The organism is Methyloversatilis sp. XJ19-49 (assembly GCF_024580145.1).
In the GTDB taxonomy this organism is placed as follows: domain Bacteria; phylum Pseudomonadota; class Gammaproteobacteria; order Burkholderiales; family Rhodocyclaceae; genus Methyloversatilis.
This window is the reverse complement of the sequence record NZ_JANINI010000006.1, coordinates 25,120-49,537: the sequence shown is the minus strand read 5'-3', so window position 1 is coordinate 49,537 and position 24,418 is coordinate 25,120. Positions and strand designations below refer to the sequence as shown.

The window sequence follows — 24,418 nt, the reverse complement described above, 5'->3', positions numbered from 1 at the left end:
CTCGTGGTCCCCCGGCCCGTCGGGGGGCGCCACGTCGATCGGGCCGCCCAGCGCTGCTTCCCACGGCGTGACAGGTACGGTTTCATGCACGTCCCGGCCATCGATGCGATAGCGGGCGTCCGGTGTGAAGTGTATTTCGAGGTAAAGATCGCCCGCCGGTTCGCCGCCTTCGCCGGGCGCTCCCTGCCCGCTCAGGCGGATGTGCTGGCCTTGCTTCACGCCCTTCGGGATGCGCACTTCAAGCGTGTGGTCATCGAGCACGACCTGACCGTGTTCGTTCACACGCGGGCGGCGAAGGCTTATGGTTCTGATAGCACCCCGATAGGCGTCCTGCAAGTCGATGTCGACCTTCGCGTGGTGATCCTCGCCGCGCATCCGGTACGCGCCGGAACGGCGAGCCCCCCCGGCGCGCCCGAACAGGCTGGCGAAGAAATCGCTGCTGTCTGCCGCGTCGGCACCGGAGAACTCGAAATTGCTGTCCCAGCCCGGCTGCGGCTGGAACGGCTGTCCCGGTTGATGCCCGCTGCCCATCTGGTCGTAGAGCGCTCGCTTTTCCGGGTCCGACAGCACCGCGTTGGCCTCGTTGATCTCCTTCATGCGCGCTTCCGCACCGGGTTCCTTGCTGACATCTGGGTGGTACTTGCGCGCCAGCTTGCGGAAGGCCTTCTTGATGTCATCCGCGCTGGCGTCACGCGCGACGCCCAGTGTCTGGTAGTAGTCCTTGAAGTCCACGTACGCGCTCCCCTTTTGACGACTGCGCCGGCCCACGATTCAAGTACGTTGCGACAGAGGGTCGCAGACCAATGATGGTCCGTCGGTACGCCCGGATACATGACGCGGATCAATGAGGCGATGCACTGCCCGATGGCCGCAGGCGAATCACAGGCAGCCCGGTGACAAGGAAGAAACAGCCTGGCTGCGGAGCCAGCGCCCGGAGCGGCATCGGCCGCGCCGGTGAGCCGTGCGCCCGCGAACAGGCACGGTGTCTCATTTGTTACTGCGTGTGCTGGCGCACCGTCGCCGGGCGTCGCGTCTGCCAGACTGGCTTGTCGCACGCGGCTTGAGACATGCAGCCGCGGCCGGTCCTGAACGCATCAGGCAGGTGTCTGAATGGTCGTCACCCCGACGATCTCGAGAACACGGCGATTCACCCGGAAACAACATCATGAAGAAAACCCTCGCACTCATTTCGATCGGTGCCCTCGTGGCCACCGGTTGCGCCAACCTGTCGGAAACTCAGCAGCGCACGGCCATCGGCACCGGTGTCGGCGCCGCCGCGGGCGCCGCGCTCGGCAGCTCGGTCGGCGGAAGCGGTGGTGCAACACGCACCGGCGCCTTGCTCGGCGCCGCGGTCGGCGGCATCGGCACCTACATCTGGTCGAACCGGATGGAAGAACAGAAGCGGACAATGGAGCAGGCTACGGCCGGCACCGGCGTCGCCGTCGTGCAAACCGCCGACAACCAGCTGAAGCTGGAAATCCCGAGCGACATCTCGTTCGACGTCGGCCGTGCCGACATCAAGCCGAACTTCCGCCCGGTGCTCGAACGATTCGCGCAGACGCTGAACGCCAATCCGAATACCGAAATCCGCATCATCGGCCACACCGACAGCACCGGCAGCGACGCGGTGAACAATCCGCTGTCGGTGAACCGCGCGGCCAGCACCCGCCAGTACCTGACCGACCGCGGTGTCGCGCCGAACCGCATCGTCATCGATGGTCGCGGCTCGCACGAACCGGTAGCCGACAACGGCAGCGAACAGGGCCGCGCGCAGAACCGTCGGGTCGAAATCTTTGTCGCCGAACCGCGCACCTGAACGTCGCAGGCGGGTTGCCTACCCGCTTGCAACGGTGGCTTGAACGGAGCGACCGCATCGTCGCCCAGGGCCTGTTGATGCTCAATCGTGCGGACCTGATTGAATTTCGACAGGCCCTATCCGTTCCCGCCCCGCGCCCATCGACCAACGCAGAGGTGACCCGCGTGCCCGCCTTCCTTTCCCCGTTCATGCTGCCCCGCCTTGCTCCCGGCCTTGCGCCGCACCTGATCATCGTCATGTTCGGCGTCGCGCTGCTGTGCGCGCTGACCGGCTGCGCCGGTCTGGCCGCGCGCGATCCGGTCCGGGTCAATCTGGTCGGCGTCGAGCCGCTGCAGGGCGAAGGCTTCGAATTGCGCTTTGCCGTCAAGCTGCGGGTGCAGAACCCGAACGACAGCGTGATCGACTACGACGGCCTCGCACTCGAACTCGACGTAAACAACCGCTCATTCGCAACTGGCGTCAGCGACGCCAAGGGCAGCGTGCCGCGCTTCGGTGAAACGGTCATCAGCGTGCCGGTCACGGTATCGGCCCTGTCGGCCCTGCGCCAGGCACTCGGCATGACCGAGGGCAGCACACTTGAAAACCTGCCCTTCGCGCTGCGCGGCAAACTCGCCGGCGGCGCCTTCGGCACCGTGCGTTTCAGCGAGGAAGGCCGGCTCAGTCTGCCGGGGATGACTCAGGGTAACGGCAGCGCGCGCTGAAACCGACGGCTGATCATTCAGCCGACTGCGCGGTCCAGCAGCATGTCGAAGCCGGGATATCCCTCTGCCGTGAGCGCAAACTTGCTTGTCGCCCTGCGCCCCTTCCGGTTGTCCTTTTCACCCGACGTGAGCCCTTCGATGAAGGCCGCACTATCCTCGACCCAGCTGCCGCCGAGCAGGGTGACGCCGCGCGCGAACAGGGCGTCGGGCAGGCAGCCGGCGCTGGGGCCGACCATGGCGAACCAGCGGGCGGCGCGGCAGTGGGCGAGCATGCGGTCGAACGTGTCGTTGAGCAGCAGCGTGCTGGTGGACAGCACCTTGCCGCAGGACTCCAGTGCTGTGGCGTCGGTGGTGACCCGCCAGCCTTCGCGATCGCCGACGGCGCTCTCGTCCAGTTCGATCACGGTGAGCCGGGCGCCGGCGGCGACGATGCGCTCCACCAGCGGACCGAACAGGCCGATCATGCCGATGGCTTCTTCCGGCTGCGGATCCATCCGGCCGATGGAATCGCTGCTGCCGTCGGGCCGGTAGCCGGCACGGTCGTACAGGCAGCGCGTGATGGCGTTGGCGCAGACGAAACCCAGGGTGCGGTCCACGCCCTGCCCGCTCACGTAGCGACGCGCCAGCGCGAGTGCGTCGGCGCCTTTCAGGTCGGTGAGGCCGGGGCCGTTGCGCAGGCGCTCCAGCGTATCGTCGAGCAGCACATACGACAGGCCGATGCTGCCGTCGTCCAGTTCGAGCGCGCAGAACTCGCCGCGGGCGTGGCCGCTCGCGCCGTCGCGGCACGGTTCGTCGGCACGCGCCGGCGGCAGGTGCAGCGCGCGCACGCGCGGCAGTCGCATGCGTGCGGCGATGGTTTCGATCTGTGCGAGGTAGTCGGTGGCGAAGCTCATGGTGTGTCGGCCGGGTCGGGTTTCGGGAAGTGTCCGGGCTGCACCTGATCGCGGCGCAGCCCGGCGCGCACCGCGGACGATGCCGCTTCGCCGCTGACCGTGGCATCGCGGTTTTCCGGCGTGCGCAGGGCGCCCGGGAAATACAGTGCGGTGAGGCGGTGGGTGTGCAGCGGCGAGCCGCCACCGCCGTGGGCGTGGGCGTGGGCGTCGTCGCCATAGCGGCGCCAGTCGCGCACCGGATGGATGTCGTCGGCCACTTCGAGAAAGCCGATGGTTTCGCGATCGGCGATCAGCACGCCCTGCGCGCGCAGGCCGAGCGCCGCCTTCATCGCATCGAGCCGGGCGACCAGTCCGGGTGTGGCGCCGAATTCGCCGTCGGACGCGATCAGCAGGTCGGCGCGCTGCCAGGCCTGCTGTTCCAGCCGGGCGATGGCGCGCTCAAGTGGCCCGCAGATGTCGGTGCCACCGCGAAAGCCCTGTCCGAGAAAATGGATCAGCCGCTCGATGCCCGACGCATCGACGGCGACGTCCAGCTCAACCACCTCGTCCGGACCGCCGAAGGCGAACACGTGGCAGGCGCGACCCTGATCGTGCGCGGTGCGCACGGCTTCGAGCACCACCGCCTTGGCGACCTGACCGGCGCCGCCCTGCATCGAACCGGAGGTGTCGACGCACACCAGCAGCGGGCCCATTTCCAGCCGGCGATCGGATTGCAGGTCGGGGCGCGGCTGCAGTGCCGGCGCATCGAGCGGGCGCACCTCGTGCAGCCGGTCGTCGTCTTCGTAACAGAGCAGCGTGCGCTCGGCGAGACGCGCGTGCCACACGAGGCGCAGCACCGGGTGGCCAAGCAGCACGGCTTCGGCCGGCAGCATGCGGGCGATGCGATCGGCGCGATGAATGCCGCGTGTTTCGCCCGGCATGTCGGGCACGCGCACGCTGCGTGATTCGGTGCGACGCGCGACGGCGTCCTCGAGCACCGTCACCGGGTCACGCTGCGCGGCGTCGGTCTCGTCCGCCGGACGGGCACGCCCGAGCCGGCGGATGCAACGCGCCAGTTCAGGCAACCGTTGCAGCAGACGACGGATGCGCACCACCTCGCGCCAGCCCTCGCTGCGCAGCAGACCAGGAATCAGGTCCCAGCGCGCGTTCTTGCCGTCGTCCGGCAACTTGCCGAAGACATCGATCAGCTCGTCCATCTGGCCGCGCCGGTCCTGCCAGTCGGACTCGAAGGCCTCGACGGCCATCCGGATGGCGCGCGCCGCCGTGGCGCCGCGGTCGCGATAGTCGTCGATGAAATCGAGATGGAACAGCAGGCTCAGCACGACGGTGTCGGTGAGCTCCCGGCGCGCGCTGCAATACGCCGCAAGATCCAGCGTGCAGAACGTGTCGCACAGCGCGGCGACGATGTCGGGTGACGGCCAGCCCCAGGCATCGGCCGGCGGTACGCGGCCATCGAACAGTGCGTCGCGCAGCGCGACCAGCGCGGCCAGTCGCGGCTCGAGCGTGCCCTGCGCATGCGTCAGCCCGGACAGCCACAGCGTGCGCGGCAGCGCGTCGAGCGCCGCCAGACGCGCCTCGCGCGCTGCGAACAGGCGCTGTGGCTGTTCATTCATGTCAGCGGCTCGTGCAGCACCGGCTCGGGTACCGCATCGCCGACCGCGGTCGCGACATCGGCCGGCAGGCGTGGCAGGTTTTCGAAGCCGCGCCGCGCATCGCGGGCGCGGGCGACGAGATCGGCGAGCGCGGACGCGGTCGCCGCGAGATGGCGCTCGACCTGTGCCAGTTCCGCGTCGTCCAGCCATAGCGTGGTACGCCGGCAGTCCGCCAGGCTGGCACGTTCCGCCTCCAGCTCTGTCCGATAGCCGGCGATGCGCGCGAGCAGGTCATCGATCTGCGCTGTCCGCGCACCGATGTGGGCCGGTCCGTAGCGGCGCTGCCGGCTGTAACTCATGCGCAGCGCGCCGGCGCCCCCCTTGGCGTCGCCGATCTGCTCCGCGAGGTCGATGGCCAGCTCGGTGCCCGAGCCGGCCGACAGGTCCGACGCCGAAAAGCGCAGCCGGCCGGCGTCGTCGTAGTCGAGATCGTTCGCTTTCCGTTCGGCTTCCAGCTGTGCTTCGAACGCCTGCACCACGCGCGCGAGGCGCGCCGGTGCGCACGATTCGCCTACCCCGAGGTGCCGGGTCAGCCAATCGCCCACAGCGGCCTGGCGCGTCGCGTCCGGCGCGACGCAGGCGGGCAGCAGCAGCAGGTCCCACGCGCGCAGCGCGCTGCGACCTTCACTTGCCGCGGCCACGCGCAGCAACCACAGCGTTTTCACCCAGCGCCGGTCGGACACGTAGCCGCCTTCCGCAGCAAGATGCGTGCGCAGCGCGGACAGCACCGCCACGACGCCGGCCGGCAGCACCACCTGGCGCGCCGCGGCCGCCAGCGCGGCAAGGTCTGCGTCGGCCAGCGCCAGCGCTTCATCCGCCAGCGACCACGGGTCGGTGCAACCGGTGTCGAGCAGCGCGGCAAACCCGTCGGCACTGACCGGTGCAACCGGCAGGCGGGTCAGGAAGCGGTCGAAGAAGGCTTCGCCCACCTCGTCTTCCGGCACGTCGTTGGTCGCGCCGATGACGCTGACCAGCGGGCAGCGCTGGCGGCCGGCGCCATTGTCGAATTCGCGTTCGTTGAGCAGCGTCAGCAAGGCATTCAGGATGGCGCTGTTCGCCTTGAACACCTCGTCGATGAAGGCGATCGACGCATCGGGCAGGAAGCCCGCGGTGTGCCGCTCATAGCGGTCTTCTTCCAGCGCGCGGATCGACAGCGGGCCGAACAGCTCTTCCGGCACGGTGAAGCGGGTCAGCAGGCGTTCGAAATAGCGTGCATCGCGAAACGCCGCGCGCAGCCGGCGCGCCAGTTCGCTCTTGGCCGTGCCGGGCGGGCCGATCAGCAAGGTGTGCTCGCCGGCCAGCGCGGTGAGCAGGCAGCGGCGAACGACCACACGACGCTCGACCAGCCCGTGTTCCAGTTGCACGGCCAGCCCGCGCAGACGGTCGGGCAACGCCACAGATTCGATAGTGTTCATGACAACCAATCGCTATTCAGCAGAAAAACGTTCGTCGAAGAGGGCCTGCGCACGGTGCGCACATTCAGCGGTATCGATGCGTTCGAGTCCACCGGTGCCGACGCTGTGGATACCGGCTTCGGTGACGATGAAATCCATCGCAACATCGTGCGGTTGCGGATGGATGGTCTGTATGCGCGACAGTTCGAAGCCGATGCCGATCCGGAGTGGCTGGACGGTCTGCGCCGCCAGCGTACGATCGAAATAGCCGCCGCCATAGCCAAGCCTGAAGCCGCGTTCATCGAACCCGACCAGCGGAATCAGCAGCGCCTGCGGCTGCACGACCGCCGTGCCGTCCGGCACCGGAAGGTCGAACACCCGCTTCGTCATGGCCACGCCGGGCCACCACTCGCGGAACACCAGCGGCGTGGCGCGCGCCGCCACATCGGGCAGCGCGGCGCGTGCGCCAGCGATGCGCAAGGTACGGATCACGAAGCGCGCATCGAATTCGCCGCGGTAGGGCCAGCAGAAACCGACGATCAGCCGGCGCAGCGCCGGAAAGCCCTGGTCCAGCAAAGCGGTGATCACCCCGTTGCGCGCGGTACGCTGCCCGGCCGGCACGCCCTCGCGCGCGGCGATCAGTCGCTGCCGTTCGGTGCGCCGCCAGTCCGGCAGATCGGTATGCGCCTCCATGTTCAACGCCCGGGCAGATCCGGTCTCACGCCAGCCCGTGCAACAGCCCAAGCGGATGGTGCGCGCGGGCCACACCCAGCATGAAGGCGAAGGTCAGCAGTGCGGCGATGAAGCACACGAGGCGCGCCCGCGCGCTGCGCGCGCGTTTCAGCGCAAGACTGCCCAGCATGATATAGACCAAAAGCATTACGAGCTTGGTCGCCAGCCAGGGTACGGCGAACGGATTCAGCTGCAGCAGGGCGAGCAGCGACATCGCGGCGATCAGCAGGCCGGCATCGATGATCTGGCTCGCGATGCGCACGCTGCGCTGCATGCTCCAGCGCGCGCCCGACAGCACGCCGATGCCGCGCAGCGCGAACAGCGCTCCGCTGGCGATGACCAGTCCGATGTGGACCTGTCGCGCCAGCGGATACAGGTCGATCAGCTTCATGCGTCCGGCGTGTCGGCATGTCGCTCAGCCGACATCGACGGCTTCACCCGTGCGGTCGAAGGCGATCAGCTTGTCGAGGCGGCCGTTACGGATAGCGGTGATCATGCTTTCCAGCGGAGCGTCCGCATCCGCACTGGCGGGCGCCCGGCCGTCGCGCCCGGCCAGCGCGGCCACGAACACGATGGCCCACTGCGTATCGAAGGCGGCCGTCTCTTCGAGCAGGGCCGCGAAGCTCGGCAACTCGTCGATCGTCTTGTCCACACAGACATAGGGCACCAGCGCACCGCCCTGCCCGGCTTCGAAGCGCGCGCGCTCCTCGGCCGAGGCGTCGTCGGGCAGTTCGGCCACGGTGAACACCATCAGCAGTCGCTGCGGTTCGGATTCTTCGCGCATGGCCGCGATCAGGCCGTCGAAAGTCGCTGTCAAGAGAGGTCTCCGCAAGGTGGAGTGAGCACGGGAACAGCAAGAGGAACGAAGGGGACACGCCCGGACTGCATCATGACAGTTTGCGCCGGACCGCTGCGACCATCACGGCGCCGAACAGTACGATGGCCAGCGCATGTCCGACGCCGGTCAGTGCCAGCGCAGACAGATCGCCGGACGGGCTGGCGCCGAGGCGCAGCAGTGCCGGCAGCATGATGGGTGCGTGGCCGAACACCGTTGCGAGCACGAAGCCGAGCAGTACGGCGTGCAACCCGGCCGATGGCAGCGGGCCCGGCGACAGCACGCCGTGCAGCCCGAGCAGCGCACCCACCCGCAGCCACACACGGCCGACCGTCAGGCACTGCGCGACATGGCCGGGCCAGCCGGGCACCGACCCCTTGCGCGGCGCCATGTCCCAGCGCAGCAGCGATGCGAGGCCCGCCCGCACCGGTGACAGGACGACCGACAGCAGCAACATGACCACCGCCAGCACGAACGGCACGCGGGCAGACGGCGCGCAGCGCCGACGTCGCGTCTTCGATGAACAGCTCGGCCTTCGGGCAGGTCGCGCTGGTTGGAATCAGCACCACGTCGACGCGGGCCTCACCGATGGCAATAGACTTGACGAGTCCCAGTTCGACGATGCTTTCGACAAGTTCCGGGTCTGCCACCGTGTGCAGCGCGGCGCGCAGCGTGCCTTCGGTGGGCATCACGACACCTTCTGCAGGGTCGGCAGGGCAAACCCGGGTACGCCCGACGGCAGGATGTCGGCCAGCGTATGGCGGTCCAGGCGGGCCAGGAAGTCCTGCAGGGCGTCACTGAATATCCCGGCCAGACGGCAACCGCCCTGCAGGCGGCAGTGACCACCCCCATCGAGGCATTCAACCAGTCTGAAATCGGGTTCGACGCTGCGCACCACCGCACCGAGACCGATCGCTTCCGGCGCGTGCGCGAGCCGCATGCCGCCGCCCTTGCCGCGGACGGTTTCGATCCAGCCGGCCAGGCCGAGCTGGTGGGTCACCTTCATCAGGTGCGCCACCGACACCTGATGCGCGTGCGCGACTTCGGCAATCGTGCACAGGCGGTCCGGATGCTGGCCCACGTACATCAACAGGCGCAGCGCGTAATCGGTCATGGTCGTCAGACGCATGATTCAGTGCCACGGGCGGACGATGGTCACAGGCGTGGCCACCGGTGCGGCGGCCGGCGCCGGACGATCTGCACGCGGCCGGATCATCATCGGCACGAAGCGCCACAGATAGAGCGCGAACGCCGCCACCCAGAGCAGCGCGGCAACATGCAGCAGGTGGAGGGCGGCGGCGGATGGCTGCAGCGCGAGCAGCCTGAGCACGGTGGCCGCGATCACCAGCCCGTAGCTGGCGACCATGCTGCGATCGGCGTCCAGCGGACGCCCCAGATGACCCAGTGCGGTGCGTGTGATCATGCCGATGATGAGCAGCGAAAAACCGCCCATGGCAATCACGTGAATGTGCAGCGCCGGGCGCGCACCGAAGCCTGCAACGGATGCCGCAGCAAGCAGCAGGCCGACGCCGAGCGACAGGTAGCCCAGATACAGGATCCACAGCAGCGGCTTGCGCAGCACGGCCTGCGGCTTCCAGCTGACCCAGTGCTGCAGCGACAGGACGCCAGCCACCGCGAGGGCCAGCGCCTGCGCGATCGGCAGATCGGCCAGCAGGCACACCACGGCGATGCCGCTGGCGCCGAGCTGGATGTGGCCGCTGCGCAGCTGCATCGGAATCTGCAGGCCCGGCACGGCACGCGTGGCGAAGAACGGAATGACCCGGCGCGCCACCAGCAGCGCGATCAGCGTCATGATGAGCAGACCGGCGTTGAACTGGCGCATCAGCAGTGCGTAGTCGCCGTCATGCGCGGCCAGCAGGAACAGGGCGTCGGACACGCCCAGTGCCAGCAGCAGCACCGGGACGCCATAGTTGCGGGCATTGCGCGACACGACGACGGCGCGCAGCAGTGCTGCGGCGGCCAGTGCGAAGAACAGCAGCTCGGCGAGGGTGGCGATCAGGAATGGTGTCCCGTCACCGGCGAGAAAGCCGAGCCGCGCCACCAGCCACAGTGCGCACAGGATCGCCAGCGCGCGACCCTGCACCGGATTGATGCCGGTCCAGGCGGCGCCGGCCGTCATCAGGAAGCCGACCGCGATGGTGGCCACGAAGCCCCAAAGCATTTCATGTGCGTGCCAGGCCACGCCGGCGAGCGGGCCGTCAAGCCAGTGCGGCGCGAAGATCCACAGCCCGACCGCGATCAGCGCCCACAGCGCGCCGGCCAGATAGACCGGGCGAAAACCGAGTTCAAGAAAGGCGGACCACGAAGGCGCATGCGGCAGCGGCGGTTCCGCTTCCTGTATGGACAGCAGGGTGGCCATGATCGGGCTCCGGAGGTTGGATGCTGAAGACCAGATTGAACATATATTTTATATGTATCTTAAACCCCGTCTTCAAATATCGCTTGATCCGGATCAAGCCCGTGCAGCGTCCGGCGTCGGCGGCTCCAGATCGACATGCAGCGTCTGCGTCGGGAAAGCGATCTGCGCGCCGTGCCGCGCAACGATGTCGGCAATCTTCAGCAGCACATCCTGCTTGACCATGTGGTACTCGACCCAAACGGTGGTGCGGGTGAAGGTGTAGATCAGGATGTCGAGCGACGACGCGGCGAATGAGTTGAAATTGACGATCAGCGTCTGCTCGGTGTCGATGTCGGGATGCGCTTGCAGCATGGCCCGGATGTCGTTCACGATGGCGGCCACTTTCGGCAGGTCGTCGTAGCGCAGGCCGACGACCTCGCGGATGCGCCGGTTGGTCATGCGCGAGGGATTTTCCACCACGATGGTGGTAAATAGCGCGTTCGGCACATAGATCGGGTTCTTGTTGAAGGCGCGTACGCGCGTGTGGCGCCAGCTGATGTACTCCACGGTGCCTTCGATCGCCTTGTCGGGCGAGCGTATCCATTCGCCGACGCTGAACGGCCGATCGAGATAGATGGTGAGCCCGCCGAAGAAATTGGCGAGCAGATCCTTTGCGGCAAAACCCACCGCAATGCCGCCGATGCCGCCCAGCGTCAGCACCCCCGCGATACTCACCCCGAGCGTCTGCAGGCACAGCAGCAGCGCCGACACCACCACCACCAGCCGGCCGAGCTTGCTCAGCGCGTCGACCGTGGTGCGATCGATCTCGTCGCCGCGCACCAGTCGCACGGCGACGATGTTTTCGCTGACGCGTCCGATGAAGCGCAGCAGGAACCAGGCAAGGCAGATGACGATGCCGATGTTGCGCAACGGCACCACGTATTCGAGAAAGGGTTCGTCGACGTGGCGTCGCAGGATGTCAACGGCCAGTGACAACCCGATGAGCCAGATCACGACCAGCGTTGGCCGGCTGGCGCAGCCCACCAGCGCGTCATCCCAGACGTTGACCGTACGTACCGTGACACGACGGACGTGACGCAGCAGGAATTCGGCCAGCAGATTGGCCACTGCCGTAACCGCAAGAATGATGACGATGCGGGTGATCCAGGGCTCGGCGAGAAAACCCAGGCCGACGCGATGGACGAACTCTGTCATGAACTGTTCCGGACGGACGTTTAAGAAAAAAGAGCGCCGGGGCAGGCACTCCAGGTTGGCAGGGTGTGCAGTCAGCGCTCCGGCGGCGGTGGGGTATCGTCAGCGCGGATGACCTCACCCTCGATCACGCGTCCGCGGGGTTGCGGTCCTTCACTGTCGGAATACTGCGCCGAAGCGCCCTCACCGGCCGCCATGCGGGCTTCCATCTGTTCACGCATCTGCTGGCGCAGCGCACGCGTCTTCCACCACATCCAGCCCCAGATGACGAGGCCGAAGGCGATCGCGACGGCAATGATCACCACGGAAAACATCAGTCCGAGCACCAGCAGGGCAGCGCCGATCAGCGCGGCGAATATCTTGCCCAACGGCCCCGCCTGCTGAATGCCGGCGGACGCGTCATGCGCGCGGGGATTGTGCCTGTTACGTTCCATGACTGCGATTCCTGTTGTCTTCAACAGACAGGACAGTACATCGCAAGCGCGGTTCTCGCCTATCGGCGCCCGCTGACGCCGGCCGTCATGCGCCCGGCACCGGCCACGCGGGTCACAGGCGCTTGTGCGGCTGCTCCACCAGATTCTGGTAGACGAAGCTCTTCAGGAAGATATTGGTTTGCGCATTGACGTCGGAAAACTCGACACCGTACGCCGGCTCGCCGGTGTCGACGATGTCGTGCGTATTGCGGATGATCGCATTGACCACCACGCGGGTCCGCACCTTGTGGATGTCGAGAATCAGTTCCAGGGAAATCGTTTCCCCGATGGCGCGTGGTGGTTCCCACGCGCGCACTTCGGCACCGGTGGCACTGAGGTTGGTCACCGTGGTCGATACCGGATCGGCGCCATCCAGAACACGCGCGCTGATGGTTGTGGCAATCCGCTCCGCATTGCGGATCTGGCGCATCGTGATGCGGCGCGGAAACTGCAGGTGCAGGTATTCAAAAGGGTTGACGGAGCGCTTGCCCACGGTGGTCGAAAAACCATAAGCATGGCGGCCGGAAAACGCGCGTACCGCAAACTCGTCGCCTTCGATCGGCGGCCCGGCCCAGGCACGGGTGTCGGGCATCGTGACCAGCACACTCACGTCATTGACGTAACCGATCAGCTTGACCATTCCAAGCTGTTCGCCGAGTTTCGGTGGCGGTTCAAGAATGAGGCGGTCGCCGATCTTGAGACCGATGTCCTTGAACAGCACGTCCTTGACGACACCGGGCGCACTGACGCCCTGCGCCACCGCCTCGATCATGCCCGCTTCGCTGTTGTTCATCGTTTTGCCGGAATCAGTGGTCGATGCTGCGCGGCATCGGAGGTTCGGAACCAAAGCGCGGCTCACACCGCACCCGCTCAGGTCAGCACAACAAATTCTTCATCCATAACGGTCCGGATTGTGGATTCCTTTGGGAACTGCTCCTCAGAATGCAAGCTGACCCGAAAAATACCAGCCACGCTGGTTCGGCTTGTTTGCAACGTTCCCCAGATCGACCCGTGCCGCGGTCAAGGAAAAGCTCTTGAACGGAAACCAGGCCAGAAACACGTCTGTCGCAGCATCTTCACGGAAGGCGGACAGGTTGTTCGGCTTGTCGCGATACTCGGCGCCGAGCGCGAGGTTGTCGCGCAGCAGCACTGCCACGGAAGCGCCAGGCATCAGCTTGTAGGAATCCGAGCGGTCGCCACCGAAGCCCAGAATGCCGAACTGGTTGGCCCGGGTCGCCTGCAGCGTGACGTTGGTCAGTACGTTGAAGCCGGCTGCAAGCCCCAGATACACCTTGGTTGCGGCCACATAGCCTTCGATGTCCGATCGGCGCTTCGCACCCAGCAGACTGGGCACCAGACCGAAGTCGCTGTTGTGCTTCCAGCTCAGGCCGACCGACACCTGTGGCCACCACCGGTCCTGGTCATACACGGCGTCACCGAACAGGCGCACCTTGGCACCGATCACATCGACGTTGATCGATTCGCCGGGTACGGTATCCGAGAGGTCGAATCGCTGCGCCGCCGCCGACAGTTCGACCCGGTTGTAGAAGCCGACCGCAACGCCGGTCGATTCGAGTTCGAAGTCGCCTCGCGTGCGCACACGAGTGCGAAAGGCGGTCGCACCGATCTGTTCGCGCGTGCCATAGCCGGCGATCACCGCCCACGGATTCAGGCCGCCACCGGCTGCTCCCTCGATCTGCGTCACGCCACCCGTGGCGATCAGGCGGTCGCCAAGGCGCAGCCCGCCCGGCGCCGTCGGCTTCACGCGGGCATCGGTCGCCGCTTCACCCGACGCGGTCGTCGGAAGATCGATGCCGACGGACACGGGCAGGGGGTCGAGGCTGGCAAGGCGCGGCGACAGCTTGAGCCACGGCGCGGCCTCATCCGCCGCCAGCGCGTGCGACTCGCCGGACAGGAGCGGGAGCATCGCCAGCGCGGACAACAGAAAACGTGAAAGCGTCATGATCAAGCAGCGACATCCATCAAGGCATGCAATCGATATCGACTCAAGCTGGGCGAGCTTGAATCCGATACAGGACAGGACTGGACAACGGATGTCGCCATGAAAAGCCTTCGCCTCCTGCCGACCGGGTTCTGCCTGGCTCTATTGCTTTCCGGCTGCGTCCATACCGGGCCCGAACTCACGCTCTACCAGCGGCTAGGCGGCGAGCCGGGCATCGAGCGCATCGTCGGCGATTTTGTGGACAGGGCGACGACCGACCCGCGCACCCGCGAAGCGTTCGATGGCATCAGCACCAAGCACCTGAAGCACAGCATCACGCAGTTCATCTGCCTGGTGGCGGACGGGCCGAATGGCTACGAAGGCCTCGACATGAAGAAGACGCACGAAGACGCGCCGGTGACCGAGGCGCAGTTCGATTCGGTGGTGGAGTTGATGCGCGGCGCGCTGGACAACCATGTGTCCACGGCCGAGAAAAACGAATTGCTGCGTCGCCTTGCGTCGATGAAGCGTGACATCGTCGCAAGCTACTAGGGGCCTTCGTCGTCGATTGGAAGACCCTGATGTTCAGCGCCCGCGGAACACCGGCGCGCGCTTGTCGGCAAATGCCGTCACCCCTTCGACAAAATCCATCGTCGCCGCGCAACGCGCGAAAGCCAGCGCCTCGGCTGCGAGCTGCGCTTCAAGTGATGGACCTGCAGCCACCAGCAGCCGCTTGATTTCCGCCAGTGCGTGACGCGGTCCGTTGGCGAAGTGCGCGATGCGTGCCTGCGCTGCGCCATTCAGCCCGGCAACGGGCACCACCTGTTCGACCAGGCCGAGCGCCAGCGCTTCCGGCGCCGCGACGCGACGCGCAGACCACATCAGTTCGCGCGCGCGCCGCTCGCCCAGCGCCCGCATCAGGAACAAGGACTGGCCACCGTCGCAGGGCAGTGCAAGCCCGGTGTAGGCGGTGCTGAACACCGCATCATCGGCGGCGATCACGCAGTCGGACGCCAGCGCGAGCGACAGACCGTAGCCGGCGCAGGCGCCCTGCACCACCGACAGCACCGGCTGGTGCGCACGGCGCAGCGCGAGAATGACCGGATTGACCCAGTTTTCGATCAGCGCCCGGAAGGCATCAAGCCGCGCCGGCGCCTCCAGGTAAAGGGTGGCGCGAAAATCGTTGATGTCGCCGCCGGCGCTGAAGCTGCCACCGGCGCCACGCAGCACCAGCACTCGGCAGTCCGGATCGGCCAGACTCGCCTCGACTGCCTTGCGCATGGCCTGCAGCATGGCCACCGAAAACGCATTGCGTCGCACCGGGTTCGCAATGGTGATCGTCGCTACACCGTGTTCGCACGCGCTGAGAATGTGGCCGTCCGCCTGATCGTTCATCCAACCCTCCCTGTCATCCCGCCGCTTACGGCGGCGTGACGCCGACCGGCAGCAGCACCCACATGCGGCCCTGCTGGCGCATGCGGCCTGCCAGCGCACCGGCGTCGGGACCGAAGCCCCAGAAGAAATCGGCGCGCACGCCTCCCTTGATCGCGCCACCGGTGTCCTGCGCCATCATCAGGCGACGCAGCGGGTCGGCGCTGTTCGGACGTGTCGTGTCCAGCCACACCGGCGCACCCAGCGGCACGCTGCGCGGATCGACCGCGATCACCCGCTCGCCAGCGATCGGCACGCCGAGCGCACCGAGCGGCCCTTCCGGCAGCCCCGGGCCCTGCTTGCCGATCGGCAGTTCGCGAAAGAACACATAGCTCGGGTTGGCCGCCATCATTGTCGGCACACGCGAGGGGTTGGTGCGCGCCCATTGCCGGATGCCCTGCATGGACGCCTGTTCGAGCTTCAACTCGCCCTGATCGACCAGCCAGCGGCCGATCGACTGATAAGTGTGGCCGTTCTGGTCGGCGTAGCCCACGCGTACCCGGCTGCCATCCGGCAGCTCCACCTGGCCGGAACCCTGAACCTGCAGGAAGAACACATCCAGCGCGTCGGCCGCCCAGAACAGCGCCTTGCGGTCGAGTTCGGCGGCACGTGCATCCAGTTCGCTGCGCGACCAGTAAGGCACCACCTTGCGCCCCTCGACGCGGCCGCGCAGTCGCAGATGCTTCAGATCCGGATGCAGGCCGGCGACGTCGATCACCAGCAGATCGTCCGGTACGCCATGTATCGGGTGCATATACATACCGCCGCGCGAGCGGCTCGCCCGCAGCAGCGGTTCGTAATAGCCGGTCACCAGCCCCTGGTCGGTGCCGTCGCCATTGAGCAACTGCCACGGGCGAAAGGCGGATTCGAAGAACGCCCTCACCGCAATGCTGTCTTCCTGGGCGAGCGACGCGAGCGCGGCGCACGGCGCGCGCCAATCGGCGCGACTGGCCAGTGCGCTGCAGCTGGCGCGCAGTGCCGGCAAGGCCTCGCGCAGATCGTCGTCGGGCCAGCCTTCGAGCGCGGACCACTCGGCGGCGACCAGGCGCGGTGGCAGCTTTGCCTCGGGCACCGGTACAGCCGGCGGGCAGACCGGGCAGGCAGCGCATGCCGGGCAGATCGGGCAGACCTGCGGCGTCACGACGGCAGGTTGCACATCGGGGCACGACGGCACGACGGGAGGACTCGCCGGCCCTGGCCGCGGAGCCGTGCTGCAGGCGGCGAACAACGCGCTGGCCGAAGCGAGCGCGGCGAGCCGGACGCCGCGGCGGATTTGCTGGAACATCGTAATGTGCTTTAGATTGGCGCGCCCGCAGACGCTGAGGGTGCAATGATAACGAGCAGCGGTCCTGCCGGACCGCTGCATTGAAGACGGACGTTTCGCAGACACTTCACCCATGTGGATATTCCTCCTCGAAGCCGGCGTCGCGCTGGCCCTGCTGCTGTTCATCCTGTGGTGGACGCTGCCGCGCAAGGAAAAGGACGCCTCCGACACCGAGCCGCCGAAGGCGCTCACCGACAACAAGGATGACCATGACAGACCGTGACGGTTTCGAAAGCCTGATCGCCCGCGCGCATGCGCTGTTCGATCGCCTCGAGCACATGATCCCGGCGCCGCCGGCGCCACCCGACTGGAAGGCGACCGCCTACCGCTGGCGACGCAGCAACGGTCGCGGCCGGCTGGAACCGGTCGCCCACCCGCACAAGCTGCGCCTGTCCGACCTCAAGGACATCGACGTGCAGAAGGCGCGCATCACCACCAACACCAGGCAGTTCGTCGAAGGCAAGCCGGCCAACAATGTGCTGCTCACCGGTGCGCGCGGTACCGGCAAGAGCTCGCTGGTGAAGGCGTTGCTGAATGATTTTTCGAAGAAAGGCCTGCGCCTGATCGAGGTCGACCGCGACGATCTGGTCGACCTGCCGGACATCACCGACCTGATCGCCAACCGGCCCGAGCGCTTCATCATCTATTGCGACGACCTGTCGTTCGAATCCGGCGAGCCCGGCTACAAGGCGCTGAAGAGCATTCTCGACGGCTCGGTGTCGGCGGTGCTCGACAACGTGCTCATCTACGCGACGTCGAACCGGCGTCACCTGATGCCGGAATACTTCTCCGAGAACAGCGAAGCGAAACATGTCGACGGCGAAGTGCATCCGGGCGAAGCGACCGAGGAAAAGATTTCGCTGTCCGAGCGCTTCGGCCTGTGGCTGTCCTTCTACCCCTTCGATCAGGAGGCGTATCTGGACATCGTGCGGCACTGGCTGAAAAAGCTCGGCGTTCCGCCGGACCAGATAGAAGCCTGCCGCGCCGATGCGCTGCGCTGGACGCTGGAACGCGGCTCGCGCAGTGGCCGCGTCGCGTGGCAATTCGCGCGCGACTGGGCGGGGCAGCATGCTCAGCAGTGAATGTCCGGCTGCGGATTGAAAGTCGGCGCCTGACGGCGCCGTCGCCATCCGTTGGTCCAATGTTCATCCGCGGCAACAGGTTTTTTCGGACACCACAACCTTCATGACCGAACGCAAACAGGTCGCCGTCGCGGCGGCCGTCATTTTCCGGGACAGCGCACGCGGGCGCGAATTCCTGCTCGGCCAGCGCGCACCAGGCACCTTCTACCCTGGTTACTGGGAGTTTCCCGGCGGCAAGGTCGAACCGGGCGAATCGCCGGTCGATGCACTCAAGCGCGAACTGGACGAGGAACTGGGCATCCGCGTGCTCGAATGTTCGCCCTGGCTGACGCTGTCGCACGCGTATGAACACGCGCATGTGCGGCTGCATTTCTTCCGCGTCGAATCGTGGAGCGGCGAGTTGCGCGACCATGTGCACAGCGCGCTGAGCTGGCAACAGGCAGATGTGCTGACGGTCGGACCGATGCTGCCGGCCAACGGTCCGGTGCTCAAATCGCTGCGCCTGCCCGGTTTCATGGCCGTCAGCCACGCCTGGCAGATCGGTCATGCGGCGCAGCTCGACGCCATCGGCCGCGCCTGCGCACGGCAGAGGCTGATGCTGCAGATCCGCGAACCGGTCATGGATGACGCGACGCAGGCCTTCGCCGCCGAAGCGATCCGGCTGGCGCACGCCGGCGGCTCGCCGGCCATTCTCAACGGCGAGCCGGCGCTCGCGTGCACGCTCGGGGCCGATGGCGTGCATCTGAAGTCGTCGCAGCTTGCGGCGCTGAAGGCCCGCCCCGACTTCGAATGGGTGGGCGCGTCCTGCCACACGGCCGACGAGCTCGCGCAGGCTGCGCGGCTCGGCCTCGACTATGCAGTGGTCGGCCCCGTGCTGCCGACCGCCACCCACCCCGACGCAGCCGGTCTGGGCTGGGCTGCACTGACGGCGCTGGTTGCCGAATGCGGCATTCCGGTATTTGCCATCGGCGGACTCGACGCATCGCACAGGCAGGCTGCGCACGCCTGCGGTGCGCACGGCATCGCCGCGATCCGCGGCGCCTGGACGACATGACAGCGCGCCGCCTGTTCCTGCGTCAGTGCGGTGCCATGGCTCTGGCAAGCGCGCTGCCGACTGCACTGCGCGCCGCACCGAGCGGCCCCTACGATCACGGCCTGCTGTGGAAGATCACGCTCGGTGACGCGCTGGTGAGCCATCTGTTCGGCACGCTGCACAGCGGTGAGCCACGCGTGATCGACCGTGCGGCGCCGCTGTATACATATATAGACGCGGCACGCGTATTCATGCCGGAACTGGTGGCCGACGCCGATGCCGTGAATGCCTTCATGGCCGCCAGCACCTCGGACACCGACGATCTGCCGAAAAGGGTTGGCAGGAAGCACTGGCCGCAGGTGTCGCAGAGGTTGGCGCTGCACGGCGTCGACGAACGCGTGCAGACGCGGTTGCGGCCGTGGGCGGCGCTGGTGACGCTACTGCAGCCGGTCGGCGGTGCACAGCCCACGCTCGACGAAGTGCTGGTGCGCCGCGCACGTGCCGCCGGCCGGAAGATCCTGCCGATCGAGAACGTGCAGGAACAGATCGATGCGATCGCGCGCCTGCCCGACGCGACAGTCATGGCGCTGCTGATCGACAGCGCGCGCCGGCATGACGAAATCCAGGCCGGTGTGGCACCGATGACCGACGCCTGGCTGGCCGGCGACACCGGCGAACTGGCACGCATCAACAGCCGGTTGATCGGCGATGACCCGGCGCTGCGGCGTCATGCCGACCTGTTCATGCAGTCGCTGCTCGCCCAACGCAATGCACGCTTCGTCGAACGCCTGCTGCCGCAGATCCGCGAGGGCGGCGTATTTGCCGCTTTTGGCGCCTCCCACCTGACCGGACCGGACGGCGTGCTCGCACGCCTGCTGCAGGCCGGCTGCTCCACCGACCGAATCGCCTGACTCCAGTTTTCCGCGCCAGTGCCGTGAATCTCTTGGCGAATCGCCTCGCACGGCCACTCAAGGCACTGCGGGGCCCTACAGGAGACCTCTCATGAACGCATTCAACCGCCTTTCGGTGGTACATCAGCTTTCGATTTCGATCGGTCTGCTATGCGCAGTCATCTTTGCGTCGCTGATCCTCATCGTATCGATGTCCACCCAGCGTTCCACGCTGCAGCAGACAGAAGCCCATCTTGGTGAGCAGGCCGATGCCACCGTGAAACTGCTCGACCTGAGCTATCACAATGCAATGGCCAGTGCCGAAAAGGGCATGAGCGCACTGAAACGCGGGCTCGGCGGTGACGTCGTGGTCGGCGAGGACACGGTGCCAATGGGCAGCTACGGCGCGGTACGCATCGCGCGGGTCAATGGCGCGGTACTCAATGGAGACGCCGACCGCGTCAGCGGGCTGCGCGACCTGATCGGTGCCGATCCGGCCATCATGGTGCGCGTCGGTGACGAGTTCGTCCGTGTGGCAACGCTGCTGAAGGACAAGGACGGCAAGTCGATGGCCGGCAAGGCCATCAACAAGAGCAAGGAAACCGACACCCTGCTCGCCGGCAAGCCGTATTCGGGCGTCGTGGTCCGCAACGGCCGCTTCTACATTTCCTCGCTGGAACCGATCAAGGACGCCTCGGGCAACGTGGTCGGCGCGCTGTCGGCACGGGTTGACGTTCAACAGGGCATCGACCAGCTGTTCGCGTCGCTGAAAACCCTGCGCATCGGCGACACCGGCTATCTGCACATCCTGAAGCCGGGCGAGTCGGCAGACGCGAGCGAAATGATCATGCACCCCGAACACGCTGGAAAGTCGATCGCCGACATCGGCAACCCGGCGCTGACCGGCGTCATCGCACAGCAACTCGAAATGAAGAATGGTCAGCTGGTGTACGACTGGCCGCTCGCCGATGGCAGCCTGGCACCCAAGCTCGCCACGTTCCGTACATCGGATACCTGGGGCTGGATCGTTTCCTCAGGCGCGCATGTCGCTGAGTTCACGGCCGCCGGCGTCCAGCTGCGCAACCAGCTGATCATGATCTGCGTCGGCGCGGCGCTGCTGCTGGCAGCGCTTACCTGGTGGCTGGCACACAGCCGTCTCGTGCGGCTGAAGGATGTATCGGCGGCGATGACCCGACTGGGCAATGGCGATTTCAGCCAGCGTCTTGCAGTGCAGGCCGGCGAAAGCCGCAATGAACTTGACCTGATCACCGTGCAGATCAACGAAGCGACACGCAAGACGGCCGCACTGATCACCGCCACGGCAGACGCCGCCCGCGCGGTGGGCGCAGCGGCGCGTTCGCTGCGTGCCGGCTCGAGCGAAGTGGTCGAAGGCTCGACCGAACAGAGCAGCGCCGCTGCCGGCCTTGCCGCGGCAATCGAAGAACTGTCGGTCAGCATCACACACGTGGCCGACAGCGCCGGCATGGCCGATGCGGTCAGCCGCGAGGCGCGCAGCGCAGCGATGGACGGCGAGCGGCAGTTGCACGCCGTGGTTGATGGCATGCAGCACATCGCCCGCGACATCAATGACGCCTCGACCGCCGTGACCGATCTGGCCGGTCGCACACGCGAAATCTCGAACGTCGGCCGCATCATCCAGGAGATCGCCGAACAGACCAATCTGCTGGCGCTCAACGCGGCCATCGAAGCGGCGCGCGCCGGCGAGTCCGGCCGCGGCTTCGCCGTGGTGGCCGACGAAGTGCGCAAGCTGGCCGAACGCACGGCGGCCTCGACGAAGGAGATTGCCAGCATGGTCAGCAGCGTGCAGGCCGACGCTGACAAGGTCGTGCAGCGCATTTCCGAAGTCAGCGGTCAGGTCGCCACCGGCGTGAGCCGGGCAACCGAAGCCGGTGCCGTGCTGCGCGTGATCAGCGAGCAAAGTGAGCGCACCGCTGCGGCGATGAAGGAAATCGCCGCCGCCACGCGCGAACAGAGCAGCGCCAGCCAGAGCGTGGCGCAAGGCGTGGAACGCATCGCCGGCATGGCGGAACAGAATGCCGACGTCACCCGGCGCGCAGACGGCGAAACACTCGGTCTGGAAAAGCTGGCGGGCCAGCTGCAGGACAACGTCGGCCGCTTCGTGGTCTGAGTTTCGCGTACCGGTCGGGGGCGTTTCCGGACGCGCCCCGCGGCCGGCCGCGCCGGATCAGCGCCTCGGTGCCCTCCGGAAGAGCGGCGTCAGGTCATCAAGCGCTGGAATCAGCGCCAGCGCGACGAGCAGCGCCGCCAGAGGCAGCGTGGACACATAGCCCACGTGCTTGAAGCCCAGTGCCCCGGCAACACCCCCACCAAAGAAGCAGCCAGTCAGCGACAGCAGGACGCGCAGACGATCGCGATCGGCGCTCACCTGCTGGTCGGCGGCGCGCCCGCGGTTCCAGTAGATGAGCTTGCCCAGTTCGATGCCGATGTCGGTGATCACGCCGGTCAGGTGCGTCGTGCGCACTTCGCCGTGCGAAAGCTTGGTGATGATGGCGTTCTGCAAGCCCATGATGAAACACAGGAGCATGACGGTCAGCGGCACGAACAGTCCCTGGATTTCCGACAACCGCGCCCCGAGCAAGCCAAAGCACAGCAGCAGGCAGGCTTCCAGCAGCAGGGGCAGCGCATATTCGCCGTGCAGCTTCCGGCCACGCGAATAGTTGATCATGATGGCGCTGCAGGCCGCACCGGTCAGGAAGGACAGCAGACCACCGAGCCCGGCGAGCACGAGTCCGTACTCGCGCAACACCAGATCGTCGGCGATCGCAGAAACGATGCCGGTCATGTGCGAAGTGTATTGCGCGACAGCGAGAAACCCGCCCGCGTTGATGGCGCCTGCTACAAACGCGAGCGCAAAGCCGAGGTGACGGTTGGCGTCCGGCGTCCGGACACGTCCCGTCAGCTGGCGGACGTACTGAATAGGCATCGAAGCACTTCTTTCCCGAGCGGAAGGCAACCAGCCCAAGTCCTGATCGTATCGCATCGCCCCACAACGCCGGCCGGTGCATCGGGCGGCGACGTATACTTGCGCTCCACCACGCCCGCCCCGCCATGCTCAGCTACCGCCACGCCTTCCATGCAGGCAACCCGGCCGACGTGCTCAAGCACTTCGTACTCGTTGAACTGCTTCAGCACCTGAACCAGAAGGACAAACCCTACTGGTACATCGACACGCACGCCGGAGCCGGTGGCTACGCGCTCGACAGCGGCTTCGCGGCCAAGAACGCCGAGTACGCCGGCGGTATCGCAAAGCTGTGGTCGGCGCCCGACCTGCCGCCGCAGCTCGCGACCTATGTCGATCTGGTGCGCGCGTTCAACAGCGGCGCGAAGCTGCGCGCCTATCCGGGCTCGCCGATGATTGCGCGCGCGCTGCTGCGCGACGACGACCGGATGCGCCTGTTCGAGCTGCACACCGCCGACAACAAGTTGCTGAACGCCGCCTTCGCCGAAGCCGGCCGCAGCGTGAAGGTCGAGAAAGCAGACGGTTTCTCCGGCCTGCGCACCTTGCTGCCACCGCCGCCGCGCCGCGCGCTGGTGCTGATCGACCCACCGTACGAAATCCGCGAAGATTACCGGCTGGCCTTCGAAACGCTGCGCGACGCCAACACGCGCTTTCCGGGCGGCACCTACTGCCTGTGGTATCCGCAGCTGCACCGCATGGAATCGCGCGATCTGCCGGCCAAGCTCAAGCGCCTGCCGGTGCCGGCCTGGCTGCATGTGTCGATGACCACGCGCAAGCCGTCGCCGGACGGCTTCGGCATGCACGGCAGCGGCCTGTTCATCGTCAATCCGCCCTGGACGCTGCCGGCCACGCTGAAGACCGTCATGCCCTGGCTCACCCGCACGCTGGCGCTCGACGACGGCGCAAAATTCGAACTCGATTTCAAGATTCCGTAAGGCACGGCCATGGTTCTGCAGACCACCATCGACACCATCACGCACGCCATCGGCCTGGCCGTGGCGCCGGTTTTCCTGTTGACCGCGATCGCCACGCTGATCGGTACGCTGAACAACCGGCTCGGTCGCATCATCGACCGTCGCCGCGTGGTGCTGGCGCGTGGCGGCAAGCAGTGCGAAGACGAAACAATGAGCAACGCGACCGAACTTGCGCTGCTTTCGCAACGCGCACGCCTGGTCTATCTGGCGGTGCTGTTCGCCGTGCTGTCGGCGCTGATGGTCTGTCTGGTGGTGTCGTGCGCCTTCTTCGGCGTGCTGTTCACCGTCGTGCTGTCCGACCTGCTGGCCGGCTTCTTCGTGCTGGCGATGCTGTCGCTGATCCTGTCGCTGAGCCTGTTCCTGCGCGAAGTATTCGTGGCGGTGTTCACCGCCACCCACGCCAACCGCTAGCCCGCCGACGAACGGCAGCCGTCCCCCGCTTGAGGACATTCCGACGAGGATCGTGGGCCGATGCGGGCGGGCACATTGATTCGATCGATCCGGCGCAGCCCGCAGAGGAACCTGCTGCGCTGATTGCAGAACCCTGCATGAACGCGGCCCTGTTCGCCTGCGTTCCGGATTTCCACCCGCAAGTAATCAACACACACCTCGCGCCGCTGAACATTAAGCCGGGTTAACAAACGATGCGCCGATCGGACCAGTGGCCCCATCGA

At 66.7% G+C, this 24,418-nt stretch carries 26 protein-coding genes and 2 pseudogenes; 10 read left to right on the top strand and 18 right to left on the bottom strand.

Annotation, left to right across the window (positions count from 1 at the left end):
* A partial coding sequence (locus NMQ16_RS19375) for a DnaJ C-terminal domain-containing protein (protein WP_257080175.1) occupies positions 1-768 on the bottom strand: 768 nt, incomplete at its 3' end.
* 397 nt (positions 769-1,165) lie between these two features.
* Here NMQ16_RS19375 and NMQ16_RS08690 point away from each other — a divergent pair.
* Positions 1,166-1,816: an OmpA family protein gene (locus NMQ16_RS08690; protein ID WP_257080174.1), complete on the top strand. Its 651-nt coding sequence runs from the start codon at positions 1,166-1,168 to the stop codon at positions 1,814-1,816.
* Positions 1,817-1,980: 164 nt separating this feature from the next.
* Positions 1,981-2,517 carry an LEA type 2 family protein gene (locus tag NMQ16_RS08685; protein WP_257080173.1) on the top strand — a complete coding sequence of 179 codons (537 nt, stop codon included), beginning with the start codon at positions 1,981-1,983 and terminating at the stop codon, positions 2,515-2,517.
* A 17-nt stretch (positions 2,518-2,534) separates the two neighbouring features.
* On the opposite strand, the gene NMQ16_RS08680 is transcribed toward NMQ16_RS08685, so the two are convergent.
* The 14 genes and pseudogenes from NMQ16_RS08680 to NMQ16_RS08615 all read right to left on the bottom strand — a co-directional run bounded on the left by NMQ16_RS08680 (position 2,535) and on the right by NMQ16_RS08615 (position 14,030).
* Positions 2,535-3,410 carry a Rossmann-like domain-containing protein gene (locus NMQ16_RS08680; protein ID WP_257080172.1) on the bottom strand — a complete coding sequence of 292 codons (876 nt, stop codon included), beginning with the start codon at positions 3,408-3,410 and terminating at the stop codon, positions 2,535-2,537.
* The gene (locus NMQ16_RS08675) at positions 3,407-5,023 is read right to left on the bottom strand and encodes a VWA domain-containing protein (RefSeq protein ID WP_257080171.1); all 1,617 of its coding nucleotides are present in this window, start codon (positions 5,021-5,023) and stop codon (positions 3,407-3,409) included. The genes NMQ16_RS08680 and NMQ16_RS08675 overlap by 4 nt, the downstream gene beginning before the upstream one ends.
* On the bottom strand, positions 5,020-6,477 hold the full coding sequence (locus NMQ16_RS08670) for an AAA family ATPase (RefSeq protein ID WP_257080170.1): 1,458 nt from the start codon (positions 6,475-6,477) through the stop codon (positions 5,020-5,022). The genes NMQ16_RS08675 and NMQ16_RS08670 overlap by 4 nt, the downstream gene beginning before the upstream one ends.
* A 12-nt stretch (positions 6,478-6,489) precedes the next feature.
* Positions 6,490-7,149, bottom strand: a complete 660-nt coding sequence (locus NMQ16_RS08665) for a 5-formyltetrahydrofolate cyclo-ligase (RefSeq protein ID WP_257080169.1) — start codon at positions 7,147-7,149, stop codon at positions 6,490-6,492.
* 25 nt (positions 7,150-7,174) lie between these two features.
* The gene (locus NMQ16_RS08660) at positions 7,175-7,579 is read right to left on the bottom strand and encodes a SirB2 family protein (RefSeq protein WP_257080168.1); all 405 of its coding nucleotides are present in this window, start codon (positions 7,577-7,579) and stop codon (positions 7,175-7,177) included.
* A gap of 24 nt (positions 7,580-7,603) precedes the next feature.
* Entirely contained in the window at positions 7,604-8,005 is a 402-nt protein-coding gene (locus NMQ16_RS08655) for a ribonucleotide reductase subunit alpha (RefSeq protein WP_257080167.1), read from the bottom strand.
* 70 nt (positions 8,006-8,075) lie between these two features.
* Complete coding sequence (locus NMQ16_RS19370) at positions 8,076-8,504, bottom strand: hypothetical protein (protein WP_257080357.1); 429 nt, start codon at positions 8,502-8,504, stop codon at positions 8,076-8,078.
* A gap of 16 nt (positions 8,505-8,520) precedes the next feature.
* Positions 8,521-8,712, bottom strand: a pseudogene (locus NMQ16_RS19365) (metal-sulfur cluster assembly factor); the annotation flags it as partial.
* Positions 8,712-9,152, bottom strand: a complete 441-nt coding sequence (locus NMQ16_RS08640) for an Rrf2 family transcriptional regulator (protein WP_257080166.1) — start codon at positions 9,150-9,152, stop codon at positions 8,712-8,714. The gene NMQ16_RS08640 and the pseudogene NMQ16_RS19365, both read right to left, overlap by 1 nt.
* Positions 9,153-9,155: 3 nt before the next feature.
* Positions 9,156-10,403, bottom strand: coding sequence for an NnrS family protein (locus NMQ16_RS08635; RefSeq protein WP_257080165.1), 1,248 nt, complete (start codon positions 10,401-10,403; stop codon positions 9,156-9,158).
* 93 nt (positions 10,404-10,496) lie between these two features.
* A complete protein-coding gene (locus NMQ16_RS08630) occupies positions 10,497-11,597 on the bottom strand; it encodes a mechanosensitive ion channel family protein (protein ID WP_257080164.1) in 1,101 nt (366 codons plus the stop codon).
* A 71-nt stretch (positions 11,598-11,668) separates the two neighbouring features.
* Complete coding sequence (locus NMQ16_RS08625; protein ID WP_257080163.1) at positions 11,669-12,028, bottom strand: hypothetical protein; 360 nt, start codon at positions 12,026-12,028, stop codon at positions 11,669-11,671.
* Between the two features lie 112 nt (positions 12,029-12,140).
* Entirely contained in the window at positions 12,141-12,860 is a 720-nt protein-coding gene (locus NMQ16_RS08620; protein ID WP_257080162.1) for a flagellar brake protein, read from the bottom strand.
* 144 nt (positions 12,861-13,004) lie between these two features.
* Positions 13,005-14,030, bottom strand: coding sequence for a DUF3034 family protein (locus NMQ16_RS08615; protein WP_257080161.1), 1,026 nt, complete (start codon positions 14,028-14,030; stop codon positions 13,005-13,007).
* Between the two features lie 99 nt (positions 14,031-14,129).
* Here NMQ16_RS08615 and NMQ16_RS08610 point away from each other — a divergent pair, with 99 nt between their 5' ends.
* Positions 14,130-14,561, top strand: coding sequence for a group 1 truncated hemoglobin (locus tag NMQ16_RS08610; RefSeq protein ID WP_257080160.1), 432 nt, complete (start codon positions 14,130-14,132; stop codon positions 14,559-14,561).
* Between the two features lie 33 nt (positions 14,562-14,594).
* Here the strand turns inward: NMQ16_RS08610 and NMQ16_RS08605 are convergent, their stop codons facing one another.
* The gene (locus NMQ16_RS08605; RefSeq protein WP_257080159.1) at positions 14,595-15,404 is read right to left on the bottom strand and encodes an enoyl-CoA hydratase-related protein; all 810 of its coding nucleotides are present in this window, start codon (positions 15,402-15,404) and stop codon (positions 14,595-14,597) included.
* Between the two features lie 25 nt (positions 15,405-15,429).
* Positions 15,430-16,725 (bottom strand): murein transglycosylase A, encoded by a 1,296-nt coding sequence (locus NMQ16_RS08600; protein ID WP_257080158.1) that lies wholly within the window; start codon positions 16,723-16,725, stop codon positions 15,430-15,432.
* A 112-nt stretch (positions 16,726-16,837) separates the two neighbouring features.
* Between NMQ16_RS08600 and NMQ16_RS08595 the strand changes: the two genes are divergently transcribed.
* The 5 genes from NMQ16_RS08595 to NMQ16_RS08575 all read left to right on the top strand — a co-directional run bounded on the left by NMQ16_RS08595 (position 16,838) and on the right by NMQ16_RS08575 (position 21,918).
* Positions 16,838-16,987 (top strand): hypothetical protein, encoded by a 150-nt coding sequence (locus tag NMQ16_RS08595; RefSeq protein WP_257080157.1) that lies wholly within the window; start codon positions 16,838-16,840, stop codon positions 16,985-16,987.
* Positions 16,974-17,846, top strand: a complete 873-nt coding sequence (locus NMQ16_RS08590) for an ATP-binding protein (RefSeq protein WP_257080353.1) — start codon at positions 16,974-16,976, stop codon at positions 17,844-17,846. Before NMQ16_RS08595 ends, NMQ16_RS08590 begins: the two co-directional genes overlap by 14 nt.
* A gap of 103 nt (positions 17,847-17,949) precedes the next feature.
* Positions 17,950-18,900, top strand: a complete 951-nt coding sequence (locus NMQ16_RS08585; RefSeq protein ID WP_257080156.1) for a Nudix family hydrolase — start codon at positions 17,950-17,952, stop codon at positions 18,898-18,900.
* Entirely contained in the window at positions 18,897-19,790 is an 894-nt protein-coding gene (locus NMQ16_RS08580; protein ID WP_257080155.1) for a TraB/GumN family protein, read from the top strand. Before NMQ16_RS08585 ends, NMQ16_RS08580 begins: the two co-directional genes overlap by 4 nt.
* A 91-nt stretch (positions 19,791-19,881) precedes the next feature.
* On the top strand, positions 19,882-21,918 hold the full coding sequence (locus NMQ16_RS08575; protein ID WP_257080154.1) for a methyl-accepting chemotaxis protein: 2,037 nt from the start codon (positions 19,882-19,884) through the stop codon (positions 21,916-21,918).
* A gap of 90 nt (positions 21,919-22,008) precedes the next feature.
* Here the strand turns inward: NMQ16_RS08575 and NMQ16_RS08570 are convergent.
* A pseudogene (locus tag NMQ16_RS08570) lies at positions 22,009-22,734 on the bottom strand (YoaK family protein); the annotation flags it as partial.
* 125 nt (positions 22,735-22,859) lie between these two features.
* Between NMQ16_RS08570 and NMQ16_RS08565 the strand changes: the two are divergent.
* Positions 22,860-23,705 (top strand): 23S rRNA (adenine(2030)-N(6))-methyltransferase RlmJ, encoded by an 846-nt coding sequence (locus NMQ16_RS08565; protein ID WP_257080153.1) that lies wholly within the window; start codon positions 22,860-22,862, stop codon positions 23,703-23,705.
* A 9-nt stretch (positions 23,706-23,714) separates the two neighbouring features.
* Complete coding sequence (locus NMQ16_RS08560; RefSeq protein ID WP_069038415.1) at positions 23,715-24,155, top strand: DUF2721 domain-containing protein; 441 nt, start codon at positions 23,715-23,717, stop codon at positions 24,153-24,155.
* The last annotated feature ends 263 nt before the right edge of the window (positions 24,156-24,418 follow it).